Below are 19451 nucleotides of genomic sequence, written 5' to 3'. Positions count from 1 at the left end.
CGCTCCCACCGGCGCGGGTGGGACCAGGCGCACACCCCCGCCCGGCGGCACACGGGCCTCCCGGACGGGCGAGTCACGGGTTCGGTGGAACAATCGGGGTCATGGCCCGTACCTCCTCGTTGTCCGGATTCCCCGAGTGGCTGCCCGACGGCCGCATCGTCGAGAACCACGTCCTGGACACGCTGCGGCACACCTTCGAGCTCCACGGCTTCGCCCCGATCGAGACCCGCTCCGTCGAGCCGGTCGAGCAGCTCCTCGCCAAGGGGGAGACCTCCAAGGAGATCTACCTCCTCAGCCGGCTCCAGGCCGACGCGGAGGGGACCGACGACGACACGCGCGCAGACGGTGGCACCGGCGCGGGCGGCCCCGACCGCCGGCTCGGCCTCCACTTCGACCTCACCGTGCCGTTCGCCCGCTGGGTGGTCGAGCACGCCGGCGACCTCGCCTTCCCGTTCCGCCGCTACCAGATCCAGAAGGTGTGGCGGGGCGAGCGGCCCCAGGACGGCCGCTTCCGGGAGTTCACCCAGGCCGACGTCGACATCGTCGGCGACGGGACGCTCGCCGAGCACCACGAGGCCGAGCTCGCCCTCGTGATGGCCGAGGCGATCGCCGCGCTGCCCGTGCCGCCCGCCCGCGTCCGCGTCAACAACCGCAAGCTCTCCCAGGGCTTCTACGCCGGCATCGGGCTCACCGACGTCGACGCCGTCCTGCGCACGATCGACAAGCTCGACAAGATCGGCCCCGACGCCGTCGCCCGGCTCCTGCAGGACGAGGCGGGCGCGACCGAGCAGCAGGCCGAGCAGGCGCTCGCGCTGGCGGCGATCCGCGGCACGGCGCACGAGGTCGAGGACTCGGTGCGCGCCCTCGGCGTGCGCACGGACCTCCTGGACGAGGGGCTCGACTCGCTGCTCGGCGTGCTCTCGGCGGCGGAGCGCCGGCGGCCGGACGCCGTCGTCGGGGACCTGTCGATCGCACGCGGTCTCGACTACTACACGGGCACCGTCTACGAGACGACCCTGCTCGGCCACGAGGACCTGGGCTCGATCTGCTCCGGCGGCCGCTACGACTCGCTCGCGTCGGCCGGCAACCGGACGTTCCCCGGCGCCGGCCTGTCGATCGGGGTCTCCCGGCTCGTCGCCCGCATCCTCGGCGCCGACCTCGCCCGCGCGAGCCGCCCGGTGCCGAGCGCCGTGCTCGTCGCGGTGGCCGACGAGGCGCACCGCTCGACCTCCGACGACGTGGCGGCCGCCCTGCGCGCCCGCGACATTCCGGTCGAGGTGGCCCCGAGCGCGGCGAAGTTCGGCAAGCAGATCCGCCACGCCGACCGTCGCTCTATCCCGTTCGTCTGGTTCGTCGGGGACGACGGGCACGAGGTCAAGGACATCCGCTCGGGTGACCAGGTCCCCGCCGACCCGGCCACCTGGGAGCCGCCCGCGGCCGACCGGTGGCCGAGCGTCTCGGCGACCGCCGACGAGGACGGTTCGTGAGCCTTCCCGCGGGCACCGGCGCGGCAGCGCGCCGCGTCCTGGCGGCGCTCACCGAGCTCCGCGGCGTCCTCGGCGAGGTCCGGCTCCCGCTCGAGACGCCCGTGGCGGCCGGTGCACGCGCCGAGACGAGGCGGGTGACCCAGCAGCTCGACGACTACGTCCTCGCCCGGTACTCCCGGATCGACGCGCCGCTGCTCGCGGTCGTCGGCGGGTCGACCGGCGCCGGCAAGTCGACGCTCGTCAACGCGCTCCTCGGGGCGCCCGTGACGACCTCCTCGGCGATCCGCCCGACCACCCGGCGCCCCCTGCTCGTCCACCACCCCGTCGACGCGGAGTGGTTCGCCTCCGAGAAGGTCCTGCCCGGCCTCGCCCGCGTCCACGTCTCGGGCGGCGCCGCGCCGACGCCGGCCGGCGAGCGAACGCACGGCGAGCTCGAGCTGCGGTCCTCGGACCGCGTGCCGGCGGGCCTGGCCGTCCTCGACGCCCCGGACATCGACTCCGTGGTGGAGGACAACCGGCGCCTGGCCGGGGAGCTGCTCGCCGCCGCCGACCTGTGGGTCTTCGTCACCACCGCCGCCCGGTACGCCGACGCCGTCCCGTGGGAGCTCCTCGCCGAGGCCGCCGCCCGCCGCATCGTCGTCGCGGTCGTCCTCAACCGCGTCCCGCAGGGCGTGTCCGGCCAGGTCCGTCACGACCTGTCCGTCCGCCTCGCCTCGGCCGGTCTCGGGCGCGCGCCCCTGTTCACGGTGGCCGAGCTGCCGATCCCGGACGGCGGGCTGCTGCCGGACATGGACGTCGCCCCGCTGCGCGCCTGGCTCGGCGGCATCGCGACCGACGCCGCCTCCCGCGCCGCCGTCGCCCGCGCCACCCTCGGCGGGGCCGTCGACGACATCGTGCGCCGCACGGCCGCCGTCGCCGAGGGTGCCCGCGAGCAGTCCGTCGTCGTCGATCGGCTGCGCGAGGTCGTCCATGCCGCCTACTCCGCCGCCGAGGATCGGGCGGTCGAGGCCGCCGGCGACGGCTCGATGCTCCGCGGCGAGGTGCTCGCCCGCTGGCAGGAGCTCGTCGGAACGGGCGAGCTCATGCGCGCCGTCGAGTCCCGGGTGGGACGCATCCGGGACCGCATCGTCTCGGCCCTCAGCGGGAAGGGCGCACCGGCCGAGCCGGTCACCGAGGCCATCGAGACCGGGATGATGGCGGTGCTCGCCGAGGAGGTCCGCCGCGCCTCGGTCGAGACCGAGCGGTCCTGGCTCCGCGAACCGGTCGCCCGGGAGCTCGTGCGCGCGGCCGTCGACCGGCGCCCCGACGACGAGACCGTCCGCGCCCGGGCCGCCGAGGAGGTGCGCGCCTGGCAGGCCTCGCTCCTCGACCTCGTGCGCGAGGAGGGCGCCGACCGCCGGCAGACCGCCCGGGCCCTCTCGTTCGGCGTCAACGTCCTCGGTGCGGCGCTCATGGTGGCCGTCTTCGCCTCGACGGCGTTCATCCCGACGGGCGCCGAGGTCGCCGTGGGCGGCGGGACCGTGGTGGTGGCCCAGAAGATCCTCGAGGCCGTCTTCGGCGACGACGAGGTGCGCCGCATGGCCGAGCGCGCCCGCGCGGACCTGGCCGGCCGGGTCCGTGCCCTGCTCGCCGAGGGCGCCCGGCACTTCACCGACCAGCTCGACGCGCTCGAGGTCGACGTCGCGCTCGCGGACCGGGTCGACGCGGCGGCACGCGCGGTGGCCGCCGCGCGCGGTGTGGAGCACGGCCGATGAGAGGGCGCCGCCGGAAGAACACCCCCGCCGTCGACCTCGCGGGAGACCTCGAGCAGCTGACCACGGCCGTCGAGGCGGCGGACGGGCACCTGGCCGCCGACGTGCTCGACCGGGCGCGGGCCGTCCTCGCGCGGGCCGGCGAGCGCGGCTCGCTGGCCCCGGGCACGACGGTCGCCGCCCTGCTCGGCGCCACCGGGTCGGGCAAGTCCTCGCTCGTCAACGCCCTCGCCGGCGCGCCGGTGGCGCGGGTCGCCCCCACGCGCCCGACGACGCAGCGCCCCCACGCGGTGACCTTCCGCCCCGGGCCCGACGGCCCCGCGGCGACCTCCGCGCTGCTCGACTGGCTCGACGTCCCCGAGCGCACGCCCACGAGCACCGCCGACGAGCGGACGACCGGCCTCGTGGTCCTCGACCTGCCGGACATCGACTCCACCGCCGCCGAGCACCGGGCGCTGGCCACCCAGCTCGCCGAGCGGGTCGACGTCCTCGTCTGGGTCCTCGACCCCCAGAAGTACGCCGACGCCGTGGTCCACCGCGAGTTCCTCGCGCCCATGGCCCGGCACGCCGACGTCACGCTGGTCGTGCTCAACCACGCCGACACGCTCGCGCCGGCCTCCCGCGAGGCGGTCGTCGGCGACCTGCGGCGCCTGCTGGCCGAGGACGGCCTCGGCGGCGTCCCGGTCCTCCTCACCTCGGCCCGCACGGGCGAGGGTGTGGCCGAGCTCGCCGGGGCCGTCGCGGACCAGGCCGCGTCCCACGTGGCCGCGCACGCCCGGCTGCGCGCCGACATCTCGACCGTCGCCGACGAGCTCGCCGTGGCGGCGGAGCTGGACTCCGCCGGCGGTGCGCGGGCGAAGGACGCCGACGAGCGGCAGGTCGTCACGGCCGCGGCAGACGCCGCCGGCGTCCCGGTCGTCACGCGCGCCGCGTCGGCCGCCTACCGGCGCGGGGCGGCACGCCACGTCGGCTGGCCGCCCGTGCGCTGGGTCGCCCGCCTGCGGCCGGACCCGCTGCGTCGCCTCCACCTCGGCGAGCGCGGGGGTGAGGGGCGGGTGACCTCGCTGCCTCCCGCGGGCCCCGCGCAGGTCGCTGCGTTGACGACTTCCGTGCGTCGGCACGTCGACGCCCGCACCGCGGGTCTGCCCGACTCGTGGCGCGCGGACGTCGGGGCCGACGTCGAGGGGCGCGTGCCCGGCCTGCTCGAGCAGGTCGACCCGGAGATCGGTGCCGTCGACCTCGGCCAGGGCCGGCGCCCGGCCTGGTGGCGGGTGCTCGGGTTCCTCCAGTGGGTGCTCATCGGCGCGGCGATCGTCGGCGGCGTGTGGCTCGGCGCGCTCGCGGTCATGGGTTACCTGCAGGTGCCGGCGCCGGAGACGCCCGAATGGCGCGGCTGGCCCGTGCCGACGCTGCTGCTCCTCGGGGGAGTGGTCGCCGGCCTGCTGACCTGGCTCGTCGGCTCGTGGTGCGCGCGGCTCGGTGCCCGGCGGCGGGCGGCGGCGGTCCGGAAGCGGCTCGGCGTCGTCGTGGCGGAGCGGGTGCGCGCCGAAGTCACGGCGCCGCTGGACGCCCACCTCGCGCGCTACGAGCGGTTCGCGACGTCGGTCCGCGCCCTGCGCTGACGCTCATCGCGATCGACCACCCGCTCGCCCACCGTGTGTCGAGAGTGCGGCTCAGAACCCTGAGCTGAGCGTGATCGAGTGGTCGAGAGTGCGGCTCAGTAGCGCGGCCGGCTGGGACGCGACGGCGAGCTCGAGCGACGGTCGTCCCGGCCGCCACGGGGGCGGTCCCCACCGCGACCCGCGGGCTTGTGACCGCCCTTGGGACCGGAGTCCTCGCGGAGGTTGAGCCGACGACCACCGATGACGGCGCGCGCGAGCTTCTCGCGCGAACGGGAGTCGAGGTCGGCGCTCACCTCGACGAGGCTGAAGCTGGGGAAGATGTCGATCTTGCCGATGTCCCCACCGCGCAGCGAGGACTCGCCGGTCAGCGCGCCGACGATCGCGGCCGGGCGGACCCCGTCGCGGTGGCCGACATCGACCCGGTAGGTCGTCCCGTCACCGCCACCTCGGGGGCGGCGGGCGACGCGGCCCTTGGGCTCGCGCCCGTCCTCGAAGCGGGCACTGAGGAACTCCCCCTGCTCGTCGACCTGCTCCTCGCGGCGGGTGCGGCCGCGGCGGTCGTCACGCCCGGACGAGCCGGGACGGTCGTCCTTCCAGGAGCGGTCGCGCTCCTTGCGGGCGGGCAGGGCCAGCTGGTCGGGCTCCTGCTCGGACCGCGGCCGGGGGCCTGAGTCGCCGACGGCGAGGGCGAGCAGCGTGGCCGCGACCTCGGCCGGGTCGGCGGGGGCGGAGACGCCCATGGCCTCGGTGAGGAGCTCGCGGTACATCTCGAGGCGACCGGCGTCGTGTCGCTCGGACGCCTGGAGCAGGATCTTCTGCGCCTTGTGCCGGGAGACGTCGGCCGGCGTCGGGATGACGGCCTCGGTGAGCGTCGCGTTCGTCGCGCGCTCGATCTGGCCGAGCCGGCCCCGCTCGCGGGGCGTGAGGAACGTCAGCGCCCGGCCCGTGCGGCCCGCGCGGCCGGTGCGGCCGATGCGGTGGACGTAGGAGTCGGTCTCGCGCGGGACGTCGTAGTTGACGACGAGGCCCACCCGCTCGACGTCGAGCCCGCGGGCGGCGACGTCGGTGGCGACGAGGACGTCGAGCGTGCCCTCCCGGAGCCGCTCGACGATGCGCTCGCGCTCCTTCTGCGGGACGTCGCCGGACAGGGCGGCCGCCTGGACGCCGCGGCCCTGGAGCTCGACCGCGACCTCCTCGACCTGGGCCTTGGTGCGGACGAACACGATGGCCGCGTCGGCGTCGGACACCGCGAGGATCCGGGCGAGCGCCCCGGTCTTGTGCCGGAACGGGACGACGGCGTAGGTCTGCTCGATGTTCGCCACCGTGCTCGCCGGCGGGGTGACCGACACGTGCGCCGGGTCGGTCATGTGCGTGGCGGCCACGCGGCGGATCTGGGACGGCATGGTGGCCGAGAACAGGGCGGTGCGCCGGTCGGTCGGGACGTGCGACGCGATCGACTCGACCTCCTCGGCAAAGCCCATGCGCAGCATCTCGTCGGCCTCGTCGAGCACGAGGAACGTGACGTGCGTGAGGTCGAGCGAACCGCGCTCGATGTGGTCGATGACGCGACCGGGGGTCCCGACGACGACCTGCGCGCCGTCCTTGAGCCCGCGCAGCTGCGGCGTGTAGGAGGAGCCGCCGTAGATCGGCAGCACCTGGAGCCCGGGCATGCGGTGCGCGAAGTCGGCGATCGCGTCCGCGACCTGTACGGCCAGCTCGCGGGTGGGGGCCAGGACGATCGCCTGAACCTTGCGCAGCGACGGGTCGACGGCGGCGAGCAGCGGCAGGCCGAACGCGGCGGTCTTGCCGGTGCCGGTCTGGGCGACGCCGACGACGTCCCGCCCGCCCATGAGGACGGGGATCGTGCGGGCCTGGACGTCGGTGGGGGCGACGAAGCCGAGGTCCTCGACGGCGCGGAGCAGGTCCGTCGGCAGGCCCAGCGTCGCGAAGGTCGCGGGCTTCTCGTCCCGCTCGGCGGGGCGCTTCTCGCCGGCCGTCGGGGACGCGGCCTGCTCGGCCGTCGAGGACTCGGCCTGCTCGTCCGCAGACGTCTCCGCCTGCTCGGCCGGGGCGTCGGCGGACGCACCGGTGGGCTCGTCCCGCTCGGCGGGGGCCGGCTGCGACGCGGCGTCGTCGTCGGGGGCGTTCGTGGGGTTGTCGACGTGATCGGACATGGTTCTCCTCGGGGTGCGGCGAGCGGGGCGCCCAGGACGGGGCGCATGCCGCACAGTGCCCGGGAAAGGTCCGCGCCTTGTGCGTCGGACTGCGAGGGGGCGTGCACGGCCATGGATGGCGCGCTCGACTCGTCAGGCTACCGCCGCGGGGCCCGGCGCGTCCGGCGCGGTGCCGGTGAGAACCGGCACAGGCGGTGCACGGTCGCGCCGGATCGGCCGCGCACGGACGGGCGGATCGGTTCGATCGCAGCCGGACCGGCGGACCGCACCGGCGGACCGCACCGGCGGACCGGATCGGCGCCGCTCGGCCCCGTCAGTCCCGTTCGGTCCCGAGGGTCGCGCGATCGCCCTGGGACCGGAAGTAGGCGGACGCCGACCCCACCGCGAGCACGAGTCCGATCCCGAGCGCGGCGACGTAGGGGAGCTCTCCGGACGCGCCGGGCGGGGCGACCGCGACCGCCACGCCCGTGAGGGCCACGAGGACCGCTGGACCGAGGGCGTCGGCGATCTGGAGGTGGGCGCTCACCTCGCCCTGGCGCGACCGCGGTGCCCATCCGAGCGCGAGGACGGACGAGGAGGACATCGCGAGCCCGATCCCGCCGCCGGCGACCACCCACGCGACGATCGTCAGCCAGGCGGGCACGGCCGGCCACGACGTCGGCAGCGCGAGCGCGATCCCGACGGCCAGCATCGAGGCGCCGATCCACGGCAGCCGCGCCCTCGTCGCCTCGGTCCGCACGCGCGCGGCCACGACCGAGGCGGCGCCCCACGAGAGCGACCCGACGGTCAGCACGCTCCCGGCCGACATCGCGCCCCACCCGTGCTGCTCCTGCAGGAGGAGGACGAGGTAGACCTGGGTCGCGACGTACGCGCCGTTGAGCAGCGCGCGCCCCGAGATGAGCGCGGGGACCCGCGGCCGCAGGCTCAGCGCACCCGCCGGCAGCACCCGCGGAAGGCTGACGACCAGCACGACGACGCCGAGCGCGAGGAGCACCCAGTCCGTCACGGTGAGCCCGACGCCCTCGCCGGGCGCCGAGCCCGCGGACTGGAGGAGCGCGGCTCCCACGCCGGCGCCGACCCCCACGGCGATCGCGAGCACGCCGCTCGACGCGCGACCGCCGTCGTCGGCCGGCGCTGCGCCGGACTGCGGCGGCGCGGGCGCGGAGGGGGCAGGGCCAGGGAGCGGTGCGTCCGCCGGGGTGGTGCCGTCAGACAGCGGCGCGTCCGACGTGGGGGCGTTGGGTCGTGGCGTCGTCGAGACGTCCGCCCGGGCGCCCCGGGGACGCGTGTCGTCCTCCCTCGCCGCCGCCTCGTCCCGCGCGAGCCGGGCGAGGACGGCGATCACGAGGACGAGGGACGGTAGGGCGACCCCCGCGATCCCGAGGAACACCCACCGCCAGGACAGCTGGTCCGCGAGGAAGCCGGCCAGCAGGGGTCCCACCAGCGACGGCACGACCCAGGCCGCGGAGAATGCGGCGAAGAACCCGGGCCGGCGCCGCGCGGGGACCACGGTGCCGACGAGCACGTAGAGCGGCACGATGACGAGCGCCCCGCCGATCCCCTGGACGGCGCGGCCGAGGACGAGCAGCCACATGTCGGGTGCGAGGCCCGCGAGGGTGAGGCCGGCGATGAACGTGACGATGCCGGTCACGAGCGCGGTGCGGGTCCCGCCGGCGTCGCACCAGCGCCCGGCCGCGGTGGTCGTGGCGACCTGCGTGGCGAGCGTGATGCCGTACGCGAGCGCGTAGAGCTGCCCGCCGTCGAGGTCGCGGGAGACCGACGGCATCGCGGTGGCCACCGCGAGGGCCTCGAACGCGACGAACGTGATGAGCGCGATGGAGACGACGAGGAGGAGCCGGATCGTCCGCGCGTCCGTCCGTTCCGCGAGGTCCTCGCCCGCCGCTGCTGCCACACGCGCATCGTCGCCCGCCCGCAGGCGGGGGACAAGCGGGCCGCGCGTGAGTCGTACCATCGGAAGGACGCCCCCGCCCGTCTCGCGGGGTGCACCCCGACGGAAGGACCACCCGTGCTCCGCACGCGCCCCGCAGGATCGCTCACCGCCGCCGACGCCGGCACCGAAGTCACGCTCGCCGGCTGGGTCGACCGCCGGCGCGACCACGGCGGCGTCGCGTTCCTCGACCTGCGGGACTCGTCGGGCATCGCCCAGGTCGTCGTCCGCGACGAGGACGTGGCCCACGAGCTGCGCAGCGAGTTCGTCGTCCAGGTCACCGGCGAGATCTCGATCCGTCCCGAGGGCAACGCGAACCTCGACCTCGCGACCGGCGAGATCGAGGTCATCGCCACCGACCTCACGGTCCTCAACACCTCCGCCCCGCTGCCGTTCCAGGTCTCCGACCACGCCGGCGACTCGGGTGCGGTCGGCGAGGAGGCGCGCCTGCGCCACCGGTACCTCGACCTGCGCCGCTCCGGCCCGGCCGCCGGCATGCGCCTGCGCGCCAAGGTCAACCAGGCCGCGCGCCGCGTGCTCGACGCCCAGGACTTCGTCGAGATCGAGACCCCCACGCTCACCCGGTCCACCCCGGAGGGCGCCCGCGACTTCATCGTCCCCGCGCGCCTCGCCCCGGGCTCGTGGTACGCCTTGCCGCAGTCGCCCCAGCTGTTCAAGCAGCTGCTCATGGTCGGCGGCATGGAGCGCTACTACCAGATCGCCCGCTGCTACCGCGACGAGGACTTCCGCGCCGACCGGCAGCCCGAGTTCACCCAGCTCGACGTCGAGATGAGCTTCGTCGACCAGGACGACGTCATCGCCGTGGCCGAGGAGATCCTCGCCGAGCTGTGGGCGCTCATCGACGTCCAGATCCCGCGCCCGATCGCCCGGATGACCTACGCCGAGGCCATGCGCCGGTTCGGCTCGGACAAGCCGGACCTCCGCTTCGGGGTCGAGATCACCGAGCTCACCGACTTCTTCGCGGACACGCCCTTCCGCGTGTTCCAGTCGCCCTACGTCGGCGCCGTCGTCATGCCCGGCGGTGCGAGCCAGCCGCGCCGCACCTTCGACGCGTGGCAGGACTGGGCCAAGCAGCGCGGCGCCCCCGGCCTCGCCTACGTGACGATCGCGGAGGACGGCACCCTGGGCGGGCCGGTCGCCAAGAACATCTCCGACGACGAGCGGGCCGGCCTCGCCGCGGCCGTCGGCGCCGAGCCCGGCGACTGCGTGTTCTTCGCCGCGGGCGAGGCCACCCCGTCGCGCGCCCTGCTCGGCGCGGCGCGCGGCGAGATCGCGCGCCGGGTCGGCCTCATCGACGAGGACGCCTGGGCGTTCGTCTGGGTCGTCGACGCGCCGCTGTTCAAGCCGGTCGCCGAGGCCGTCGACGAGGGCGACGTCGCCGTGGGCGGGGGCAAGTGGACAGCCGTCCACCACGCCTTCACCTCGCCGACGCCCGAGTGGATCGACCGCTTCGAGGAGGACCCGGGCGAGGCGCTGGCCTACGCGTACGACATCGTGTGCAACGGCAACGAGATCGGCGGCGGCTCGATCCGTATCCACCGCCGCGATGTCCAGAGCCGCGTGTTCGACGTCATGGGCATCGGCGAGGAGGAGGCGCAGGAAAAGTTCGGCTTCCTGCTCGACGCCTTCCAGTTCGGGGCGCCACCGCACGGCGGCATCGCGTTCGGCTGGGACCGGATCGTCGCGCTCCTGCACGGCGTGGACTCGATCCGCGAGGTCATCGCCTTCCCCAAGACGGGCGGCGGGTACGACCCGCTGACCGGCGCGCCCGCGCCCATCACCGACGACCAGCGCGCCGAGGCCGGCGTCGACGCCGAGCCCGAGGACGACGAGGCGGAGGGCGCTGCCGCCGCGGACGGGTCCGGCGACGCCGGCGCGCCGACGGGCGCGGCAACCGGCTCGGCCGGCTCGGCGACCGCGCCCGCGGCCCCCGGGGCGTGACGACCGCGACCGGAGGGTTCCTCGACGGCGACCTGTTCTACCGCGCCCAGGCGGCGCGGATCGGCGCCCGGACCGTCGCGGAGAGCGCGGCGGCCGGCGTCGGCGTCGGGCCGGACCCGAACGGGACCGGACGGCGCGTGCTCGCGGCGGGCGACGTCGAGGAGATCGTCGACCTCCTGCTCGCCCACCCCGTCGCCGACCTCGTCTCCGCCCAGGCGCCGGACGGGACCCTGGCCGCGCTGCGGCGTCGGGCGGCGACCGACCCGGGCGCCACGGCGGCCGCCGCCCCGTGGCTCGCCATGACGACGGGCCGGGCGTGGGACCTCCTCGCCATCGACGAGGCGCCGGCCCGGAGGCCCGGGGAGGAGCACGCCGAGCTCCTCCCGTCGGACGACGCGGGGGCCGTCGTCCGCGACGTCCTCGCCGAGGCCTACCCGGACACGTGGGCGCTGCAGCACGTCGAGGACCACGACTGGACCGGGTACCGCGACGGGGACCGGTGGCTCGCCGTCATGGCCTCGAGCCGCGCACCCGTGCAGGGCGGGGGAGAGGTCGCCGTCCTCTCCGGGCTCGGCACCCGTCCGGCCGACCGGGGACGCGGCGTCGGCTCGGCCCTGACGTGCGCCATCACGCGACGGGAGCTCGCCGCCGGGGCGCAGGTGGTTCAGCTCGGCACGTGGGCCGACGTCGAGGGGCCGCGGCGCCTGTACGAGTCGCTCGGCTTCGCGCACGTCCAGCGCGTGGAGAACATCCACGCGCGCCCGGCCGGCTGAGTGCGACGGCGCACGTCGTCACGTGTCGCGACGGGCGCCGTCGGCCGGTGCGTCGATCGCGCCGGCGATGCGGTGCTCGACGGCATCGGTGGCCGCCGTCGGCAGCACGACGAGCCCGCTGAGCTCCCGGGTAGCGCGCCGGTAGGCCGTCTGCCGCTCGGCGTACGTGGCCGACCCGTCCTCGGCCAGCGCGAGGAACTTCTTGGCGCGGACCAGCGCCTGCTGCTCGGTCACGGAGAAGTCCGAGGTCTGCCGGCGCCGTGCCTCCTGCTCGGCGACGTCGAACGCGGTCTCGTACCGGCGCACCGCCTGCCGGTACTCCTCGTGCAGCTCCGGGTCGGTCGGACCGCCGTCCTCGTCGGGTCGCAGCGCATCGGCGTCGCGCCTGGCCCGGTGGAAGTCGACGGTCAGCGGTTCGCGCATGTCGGTCATCAGCGGGTGGTCGATGAGCTTGGCGATGTCGAGCTCGTAGTCGAGCCAGCGCCGGTCCACCGCGTCGTGCCGCGCGCGCGTGCGTTCGATCGTGCGCCGGGAGACGTCGTCCCGCTCGGCCTCGGCCTCTCTCGCGCCGTACTTTATCCGCGCGAGCTCGATCTTGTGCCTGCGCCTGCGCTTGTCCCACGTGCTGACACCGCTGGCGATGCCCCCGACCGCGCCGCCGACGACCCCGCCCAGCGGGAACACCAGCCACCAGTAGTCGGCGACGAAGTCGAGGATGCCCACGGCCGAAGTGTAGGGAGTCCCACATTCCGAGCCGGCGGTGCCGACCCGTGGTCGGTCGACGGTGCGCGACGCAGCTGGAGCTCCGGTGGCAGGATGTGGTGATGGTGCGCCACCTCGACATCCATCCGAAGGACCCGGAGCCCCGCAAGATCGCGCAGGTCGTCGACGTCCTGCGGCAGGGCGGCCTGGTCGCCTACCCCACGGACTCCGGGTACGCGCTCGGCGCGACGCCCGGCAACAAGGAGGCGATCGAGCGGATCACCCAGATCCGGCGCCTCGACAAGAAGCATCACTTCACTCTTGTCTGCCACGACTTCGCGCAGCTCGGGTCGGTCGTCATCGTCGACAACTCCGACTTCCGCCTCATCAAGTCGCTGACGCCCGGGCCCTACACGTTCATCCTCTCGGCCACCAAGGAGGTGCCGCGGATGATGGTGCACCCGAAGAAGCTGACGGTCGGCGTGCGCATCCCCGAGCACCCGGTCGCGCTCGCCCTGGTCCGCGAGCTGGGTGAGCCGATCCTGTCCTCCACCCTCATCCTGCCGGAGGCCGAGGAGCCGATGTCCGAGGGGTGGGTCGTCGCCGAGGAGATCGGCCACGCGCTCGACGCGATCGTCGACTCCGACGTCACCTCGACCGAGCCGACCACCGTCCTCGACCTCAGCGAGGGGGACGTCCGGGTCGCGCGGGTCGGCGCGGGCGACGTCAGTCGGTTCGAGTAATCACCGAGGCAGGCGGCGCCGGCCTGGCCTACGATCCTCCGCGTGCCACCCGCCATCCACGCCTCGAGGCTGCGCAAGACTTACGGGGACTTCGTCGCCGTCGACGACATCGACCTCGAGGTGGCGCCGGGGGAGAGCTTCGGACTCCTCGGACCCAACGGCGCCGGCAAGTCGACGACGATGCGCATGATCGGCGGCACCCTCGATCGCACGGGCGGCGAGCTGAGCGTGCTCGGCATGGACCCCGCGGCCCAGGGCCCCGAGGTCCGCGCGCACCTCGGCGTGATCCCGCAGCAGGACAACCTCGACGAGGAGCTCCGCGTCAAGGAGAACCTCGTCATGTACGGCCGCTACTTCGGCATGTCCCGGCGCGAGCTGACGGTCAGGGCAGACGAGCTGCTCGAGTTCGCCCAGCTCACCGACAAGGCGACCGCGAAGGTCCAGTCCCTGTCCGGAGGCATGAAGCGGCGCCTGACCATCGCGCGGGGCCTCGTCAACGACCCGCGGGTCCTCCTGCTCGACGAGCCCACCACCGGCCTCGACCCGCAGGCGCGGCACATCCTGTGGGACCGCCTCTTCCGCCTCAAGGAGGGCGGGACGACCCTCGTGGTGACGACCCACTTCATGGACGAGGCCGAGCAGCTGTGCGACCGGCTCGTCGTCGTCGACCACGGGCGGATCATGGCCGAGGGCTCGCCGCGCGACCTCATCCGGCGCTACTCCACCCGCGAGGTCGTCGAGCTGCGGTTCGGCGCCGACCGCAACGCCGCCGTGGTCGACACCCTCGCCGACGTCGCCGACCGCACCGAGGTCCTCCCGGACCGCGTGCTGCTCTACGCCGACGACGGCGAGGCCCTCCTCGAGGAGGTCGCCCGCCGCGGCCTCACCCCGCTCACCTCGCTCGTGCGCCGCTCGTCGCTGGAGGACGTCTTCCTCCGGCTCACCGGCAGGAGCCTCGTTGACTGAGCGGGACGGCAGCCCCACCTTCGCCACCTCCGCCACCCTCACCTCCGCGGGCGCGACCGAGCGGCACCTCGCGATGGCGGCGAGGGCCCGCCGGTGGGGCTGGTGGTACGAGGTCGAGGCCTGGTTCCGCGGCTTCCGCTACTACGCGATCTCCGCTCTGATGTACGCCGTGGGGCAGCCGCTGCTCTACATGGTCGCCATGGGCATCGGGCTCGGCACGCTCGTCAGCCAGGGGGCCGGCACCGTCGACGGCGTCGACTACCTCACCTTCGTCGCGCCCGCGATCCTCGTCTCCACGGTCGTCATGTCGGTCACCGGCGAGATGACCTACCCGGTGATGGGCGGGTTCAAGTGGCAGCGGCTCTACTACGCGCCCGCCGCCACCGCGCTGAGCCCCGGCCAGATCGCGCACGGCCACTTCCTCGGGGTCATGCTGCGCTTCGCCGCCCAGTGCGTCGTCTTCTGGCTCATCATGCTCGCCTTCGGCGCGACGACGTCCCCCGCCTCGGTGCTCACCGTCCCGATCGGCGTGCTCGCCGCGGCCGCGTTCGGCGCCCCCGTCCAGGCCTACGCCTCGACGCTCGAGGACGAGGGCTTCCAGTTCTCCGCGATCCAGCGGTTCGTCGTCATGCCGATGTTCCTCTTCGCGGGGACGTTCTTCCCGCTCACCGTCATGCCCGTCTACCTCCAGTGGATCGGTTGGATCTCCCCGGTGTGGCACGGCAGCCAGCTCGCTCGCGTGGCCTCCTACGGGGCGGACGTCGCGCCGTGGCTCGTCGTCGTGCACGTGGTGTTCCTCCTCGCGTGCACCGTGGCCGGCCTGCTCTGGTCACGACGGTCCTACACGAGGCGGCTGAGCGCGTGAGCGCGCGGTCGGTGGTGCGGTCCCTGTGGGCCGGCAACGTGGGCGCGGTCCTCGAGCGCCGCTTCAAGGTCGTCCTCGCGCAGAACTGGATCATCGTCGTCTCCGGGTTCTTCGAGCCCGTGCTCTACCTGCTGGCCATGGGCATCGGCATGGGCGGGCTCGTCGGGGAGGTGAGCGGCCCCGGCGGGCGGACCGTCGAGTACGCCGCCTACATCGGGCCGGCGCTGCTCGCGACCTCGGCGATGAACGGCGCGATCTACGACTCGACCTTCAACGTGTTCTTCAAGCTCCGGTTCGCCAAGCTCTACCAGGCGATGCTGCAGACGAGCCTCGGCCCGCTCGACGTGGCGCTCGGCGAGATCCTCATGGCCCTGTTCCGCGGGTTCCTCTACGCGAGCGGCTTCCTCGGCGTCATGGCGATGATGGGGCTGGTCACCAGCTGGTGGGCCCTGCTCATGGTCCCGGCGGCCGTGCTCGTGGCCTTCGGTTTCGCCGCCGTCGGCATGGGGATCACGAGCTTCATGACGAGCTTCCAGCAGATGGACGTCATCGGGTTCGTCATGCTGCCGATGTTCCTGCTCTCGGCCACGCTCTACCCGATCGACGTCTACCCGGAGGCCGTGCAGTGGTTCGTCCAGGCGCTCCCGCTCTGGCACGGGGTCGAGCTCATGCGGCACCTGAGCGTCGGCCACGTCGACCTGGCCACGCTCGGGCACCTCGGGTACTACGTGGCGATGGTGGCCGCGGGGCTGTGGCTGACCACCGTGCGGCTGCGCAAGCTGTTCCTGCGCTGACGATCCCGCAGGTCCTGCTCGACGCGGCAGGCACCGTCGTCAGGGCCGCGGGTCCTCGGCGTCGTAGTCGAGGAAGCGCCGCTGGACCGACACGAGCGCGGTGAGCGCCACGACGCACGCGACGCCCGCGCCGACGAGCGCCCAGCCCTCGCCGGTCACGGTGGCCACCGAGCCGAGGAGGAACTCGCCGAGCCTCGGCCCGCCGGCCACCACGACGACGAAGATCCCCTGGAGCCGCCCGCGCAGGTGGTCGGGGGTGGCCACCTGGAGGATCGTCGTGCGGAAGACCATCGCCATCGAGTCCGCCGATCCGGACAGCGCGAGCGCCGCGCACACGAGCACGAGGGCCCACGTGGTGCCGAGCTGCCCGCCGCCCAGCACGGCGACCCCGGCGAGCGCGACCGCCACGCCGTACGAGCCGACCGCCGCCACCGTCCCCACGCCCTGGCGGCGCACCCGACCCACGGGCCCGGAGAACGTGAGGGCGAGCAGCGCCCCCGCGGCGATCGCGGCCGAGAGCACACCGGTGGTCCCCTCGGTGCCGCCGAGCCAGACGATCGCGACGGCCGGCAGCAGCGCCCGCGGGTTGGCGAGCACCATGGCGCAGAAGTCGGTGAGGAACGTCATCCGGATGTTGGGGGCCGTGGCGAGGAACCGCACGCCGTCGGCGACGGACCGCAGCCCCGGCATCCGGGCGCGGACCCCGGCGACCGACCCCTGCGGCGGCACGGGCGGCAGCGTCCACATCCCCCACATCGCCACCGTGTACAGCAGGGCGTCCCCGAGGTAGGTCGCCGTGTACCCGACGTGCTCGACCATGAACCCGGCGAGCAGCGGTCCGACGAACATCGACCCGGACATGACGATCGCGTTGAGCGCGTTCGCCGCGGGCAGCTGCTCGGGCGGCAGGAGGCGCGGGTAGATGGCCGAGCGTGCGGGGGAGACGATCGCGAAGCCGGTCGAGTGCAGCGCGACGAGCGCGTAGAGCACCCACGGGTGCGTGTTGCCGAGCGCCGCCTGCGTGACGTTGAGCGCGCCGGTGACCCAGAGCAGCACCCCGCCGGCGAGCGCGACCTTCCGGCGGTCGAACACGTCGACGACGGCGCCCCCGTACAGGCCGACAACGACGATGGGCACGAGCGCGAACAGCCCGACGAGCCCGACCGACATCGAGGACCCGGTCTGCGCGTAGAGCTGGAGCGCGATCGCGGTGGTAGCGAGCTGGGCGCCCACGGCGGACGCGAGCTGGCCGATCCACAGGTGCCGGTAGGGGACCGACTCACGCAGCGGGGTGAGGTCGACGAGGAGCCGCACCTCAGTGCTCGATCGAGAAGCGGGAGTACAGGCGGCGCAGCGGCGCGGGCGCCCACCAGTTCCAGCGGCCCAGCAGCGTCATCGTGGCGGGCACGAGCAGCATGCGCACGAGGGTCGCGTCGATGAGGACCGTGAGCGCGAGCCCGAGGCCGACCTGCTGGATCGCGTCGATCTCCCCGAGGGCGAAGCCGAGGAACACGGCGATGATGATCGCCGCCGCCGAGGTGATGATCCGCCCCGAGCGCTGCAGCCCTCGCTCGACGGCGAGGTCGTTGTCCCCGGTCGAGTCCCAGTACTCCTTGATCCGCGCGAGGAGGAAGACCTCGTAGTCCATCGCCAGGCCGAACCCGAACGCGACGATGATCGCCACCACGTAGGTCTCCAGCCCCGCGTGCGGCTCGCCCAGGCCGATGAGGCTCGACCCAGTCCCGCTGGTGAACAGCCAGCTCGTCAGCCCGAGCGACGCCGCGATCGACAGCAGGTTGATGAGCAGCGCCTTGAGCGGGATGAGGAGCGACCCGGTCATGAGGAAGAGCAGGACGAACACGGCCACGACGACGACGCCCGCCGTCAGCGGGAGTCCGTCGATCAGGGCGTCGGTGAAGTCGATCTGGGCGCCGGCGGTACCACCGGTGAACGTCTCGAAGCCGGGGTCGAGGGCACGGATCTCCTCGGTGACGGCCACGCCGCTGGCGTCCCCGGGGTCGTCGGTGGTGAGCTGCGTGGTGACGAGCGAGCGACCGTCCTCGAGCGGGCTCGGGGTGCCGACGGCCTCGACACCGTCGATCGCACCGACCTGGTCGCTCCAGTCGCCGAGCTCCTCGGGGGAGGCGTCGGCGATCGTGTAGACGTCGGCGAACCCGAGCGCGGGGTAGTCCTCGGCGACGGTGCGCACGGCCTGCCCGGTGCTCGTGTCCGCGGGAACCATCTCGATCGTCGACGCGCGCAGCGTCATGCTGCCGAGCGGGACGACGGCGGCCGCGAGCAGCGCGACGACGCCGACGAGGATCGCCCACGGGTGGCGGTGGACGAACCGGGCGAGGCGGGCGAAGGCGCCGTCGTCGGATCCCGAGTCGCCGAACGCGCGGACGAGGACGCGCAGGCCGGGCACCCGGGCGAGCGCGGAGCCCCGGGCGAGGACGTGGCCGACGAGCACGAGGATCGCGGGGACGAGCGTGACGGCAGCGACGACCGCGAGGAGCACGACGGCGACGGCGCCCGCCGAGATCGTCGTGAGGATGTCCGGCCGCATGAGGAGCAGGCCGGCCACCGAGATCGCCACGGTGACCGCCGAGAAGAACACGGTGCGGCCGGCGGTCTCGACGGTGGTCCTCACCGCGGCGAGCAGTCGCGGGTCGCGGCGGGTCAGGGGAGCGCCGGTGCGGGTGTCGTCGTCGGAGGTCTCGCCGAGATCCTGATCGGCGGGTGCGGCGCCGGGCTGTTCATCGTCGTGCGTGATCCGCGCGACCTCCTCACGGAACCGGGAGACAACGAGGAGCCCGTAGTCGATGGACAGGCCGAGGCCGAGGACGGTGACGACGTTGAGAACGAACGACTGGATGTCCATCGTCCACGTGAGCGCGAGCAGGACGCCCATGCCGGTGACGATCGAGGCGAGCGCGCCGATGACGGGCAGGGATGCGGCGAGGAAGCCGCCGAAGACGAGGACCATGATGAGCAGCGCGATCGGCAGCCCGATGGCCTCGCCCTTGACGAGGTCGGTCTGGATCTGGGCGTTGATCGCGTCGACGACGTGCTCGCCGGAGGTGAGGTGGGCCTCGGCGTCGGCGCCGAGGGGAGCGAGGTCGGTCGCCTCCATCGCCTCGACGACCTCGGCGTGGGTCGCCTCGAGGTCCGCGGCAGCGTCGATCGTGGCGGAGACCGCGACCCCGTCGCCGGCGGCGGAGACGAACGGCGCGGCCTGCTCGTCGGTGACGCCGCCGGGGAACGCGGCGGGGGAGACGGCCTGCACGACGCCGTCGATCTCGCCGAGCTCGGCGGTGAGCGGACCGAGGGTCTCCACGACGGCGGCCTGGACCTCCGGGTCGGCCACGTCGATGCCGGTGACCACCATCGTCACGGTGTCGGCGGCCGTGGAGGACTCGTCGAGGGCCCGGCTCGCGATCGTCGACTCCGAGCCCTCGATGATCGGTTCGTCGCCCGCGGCCATCCGGTCGAACAGCCCCTGGCCGCCGAGCCCCGTCAGCGCCCACGCGCCGGTGACGAGGACGACGACCGCCCACACGGTGACGACGGTGCGGGGGAACGAGGTGACCAGTCGGCCGAGTGCGCGGAACACGTGGGACATGGTCCCACCGCGCAGTCCGGCCGTCCGCCGCAACTCACTGGT

At 74.3% G+C, this 19451-nt stretch carries 14 protein-coding genes; 9 read left to right on the top strand and 5 right to left on the bottom strand.

Annotated features, from left to right (window positions below):
- The first annotated feature begins 101 nt into the window (after positions 1-101).
- From hisS to ACZLMO_RS09610, 3 genes are read left to right on the top strand one after another with little or no spacing between them, the layout of a single operon-like run.
- Positions 102-1487, top strand: a complete 1386-nt coding sequence (gene hisS, locus ACZLMO_RS09620; RefSeq protein ID WP_463653597.1) for a histidine--tRNA ligase — start codon at positions 102-104, stop codon at positions 1485-1487.
- Positions 1484-3241 (top strand): dynamin family protein, encoded by a 1758-nt coding sequence (locus ACZLMO_RS09615; RefSeq protein WP_463653596.1) that lies wholly within the window; start codon positions 1484-1486, stop codon positions 3239-3241. The genes hisS and ACZLMO_RS09615 overlap by 4 nt, the downstream gene beginning before the upstream one ends.
- On the top strand, positions 3238-4860 hold the full coding sequence (locus tag ACZLMO_RS09610) for a GTPase family protein (protein WP_463653595.1): 1623 nt from the start codon (positions 3238-3240) through the stop codon (positions 4858-4860). The genes ACZLMO_RS09615 and ACZLMO_RS09610 overlap by 4 nt, the downstream gene beginning before the upstream one ends.
- 95 nt (positions 4861-4955) lie before the next feature.
- On the opposite strand, the gene ACZLMO_RS09605 is transcribed toward ACZLMO_RS09610, so the two are convergent.
- Both ACZLMO_RS09605 and ACZLMO_RS09600 read right to left on the bottom strand, forming a co-directional pair.
- Positions 4956-7034, bottom strand: a complete 2079-nt coding sequence (locus ACZLMO_RS09605) for a DEAD/DEAH box helicase (RefSeq protein WP_463653594.1) — start codon at positions 7032-7034, stop codon at positions 4956-4958.
- Positions 7035-7347: 313 nt separating this feature from the next.
- Positions 7348-8946: an MFS transporter gene (locus ACZLMO_RS09600; RefSeq protein WP_463653593.1), complete on the bottom strand. Its 1599-nt coding sequence runs from the start codon at positions 8944-8946 to the stop codon at positions 7348-7350.
- Positions 8947-9060: 114 nt separating this feature from the next.
- On the opposite strand from ACZLMO_RS09600, the gene aspS reads away from it, so the two are divergent.
- Both aspS and ACZLMO_RS09590 read left to right on the top strand, forming a co-directional pair.
- Complete coding sequence (aspS, locus tag ACZLMO_RS09595; RefSeq protein ID WP_463653592.1) at positions 9061-10944, top strand: aspartate--tRNA ligase; 1884 nt, start codon at positions 9061-9063, stop codon at positions 10942-10944.
- Complete coding sequence (locus ACZLMO_RS09590) at positions 10941-11717, top strand: GNAT family N-acetyltransferase (protein WP_463653591.1); 777 nt, start codon at positions 10941-10943, stop codon at positions 11715-11717. The genes aspS and ACZLMO_RS09590 overlap by 4 nt, the downstream gene beginning before the upstream one ends.
- A gap of 18 nt (positions 11718-11735) precedes the next feature.
- Here ACZLMO_RS09590 and ACZLMO_RS09585 read toward each other — a convergent pair whose 3' ends face one another.
- Positions 11736-12440 (bottom strand): hypothetical protein, encoded by a 705-nt coding sequence (locus ACZLMO_RS09585; protein ID WP_463653590.1) that lies wholly within the window; start codon positions 12438-12440, stop codon positions 11736-11738.
- 101 nt (positions 12441-12541) lie between these two features.
- Between ACZLMO_RS09585 and ACZLMO_RS09580 the strand changes: the two genes are divergently transcribed.
- The 4 genes from ACZLMO_RS09580 to ACZLMO_RS09565 are packed head-to-tail and all read left to right on the top strand — an operon-like array spanning position 12542 to position 15787.
- Entirely contained in the window at positions 12542-13162 is a 621-nt protein-coding gene (locus ACZLMO_RS09580) for an L-threonylcarbamoyladenylate synthase (protein ID WP_463653589.1), read from the top strand.
- Positions 13163-13204: 42 nt separating this feature from the next.
- A complete protein-coding gene (locus tag ACZLMO_RS09575; protein WP_463653588.1) occupies positions 13205-14128 on the top strand; it encodes an ABC transporter ATP-binding protein in 924 nt (307 codons plus the stop codon).
- A complete protein-coding gene (locus ACZLMO_RS09570) occupies positions 14121-14993 on the top strand; it encodes an ABC transporter permease (protein ID WP_463653587.1) in 873 nt (290 codons plus the stop codon). The genes ACZLMO_RS09575 and ACZLMO_RS09570 overlap by 8 nt, the downstream gene beginning before the upstream one ends.
- The gene (locus tag ACZLMO_RS09565) at positions 14990-15787 is read left to right on the top strand and encodes an ABC transporter permease (protein WP_463653586.1); all 798 of its coding nucleotides are present in this window, start codon (positions 14990-14992) and stop codon (positions 15785-15787) included. Before ACZLMO_RS09570 ends, ACZLMO_RS09565 begins: the two co-directional genes overlap by 4 nt.
- A 39-nt stretch (positions 15788-15826) precedes the next feature.
- On the opposite strand, the gene ACZLMO_RS09560 is transcribed toward ACZLMO_RS09565, so the two are convergent.
- A complete protein-coding gene (locus ACZLMO_RS09560; RefSeq protein WP_463653585.1) occupies positions 15827-17101 on the bottom strand; it encodes an MFS transporter in 1275 nt (424 codons plus the stop codon).
- A 1-nt stretch (position 17102) separates the two neighbouring features.
- The gene (locus tag ACZLMO_RS09555; protein ID WP_463653584.1) at positions 17103-19409 is read right to left on the bottom strand and encodes an MMPL family transporter; all 2307 of its coding nucleotides are present in this window, start codon (positions 19407-19409) and stop codon (positions 17103-17105) included.
- Positions 19410-19451: the final 42 nt, after the last annotated feature.

Source organism: Georgenia sp. G2120 (genome assembly GCF_055326485.1).
This window is presented reverse-complemented; position numbering and strand designations above follow the sequence as displayed.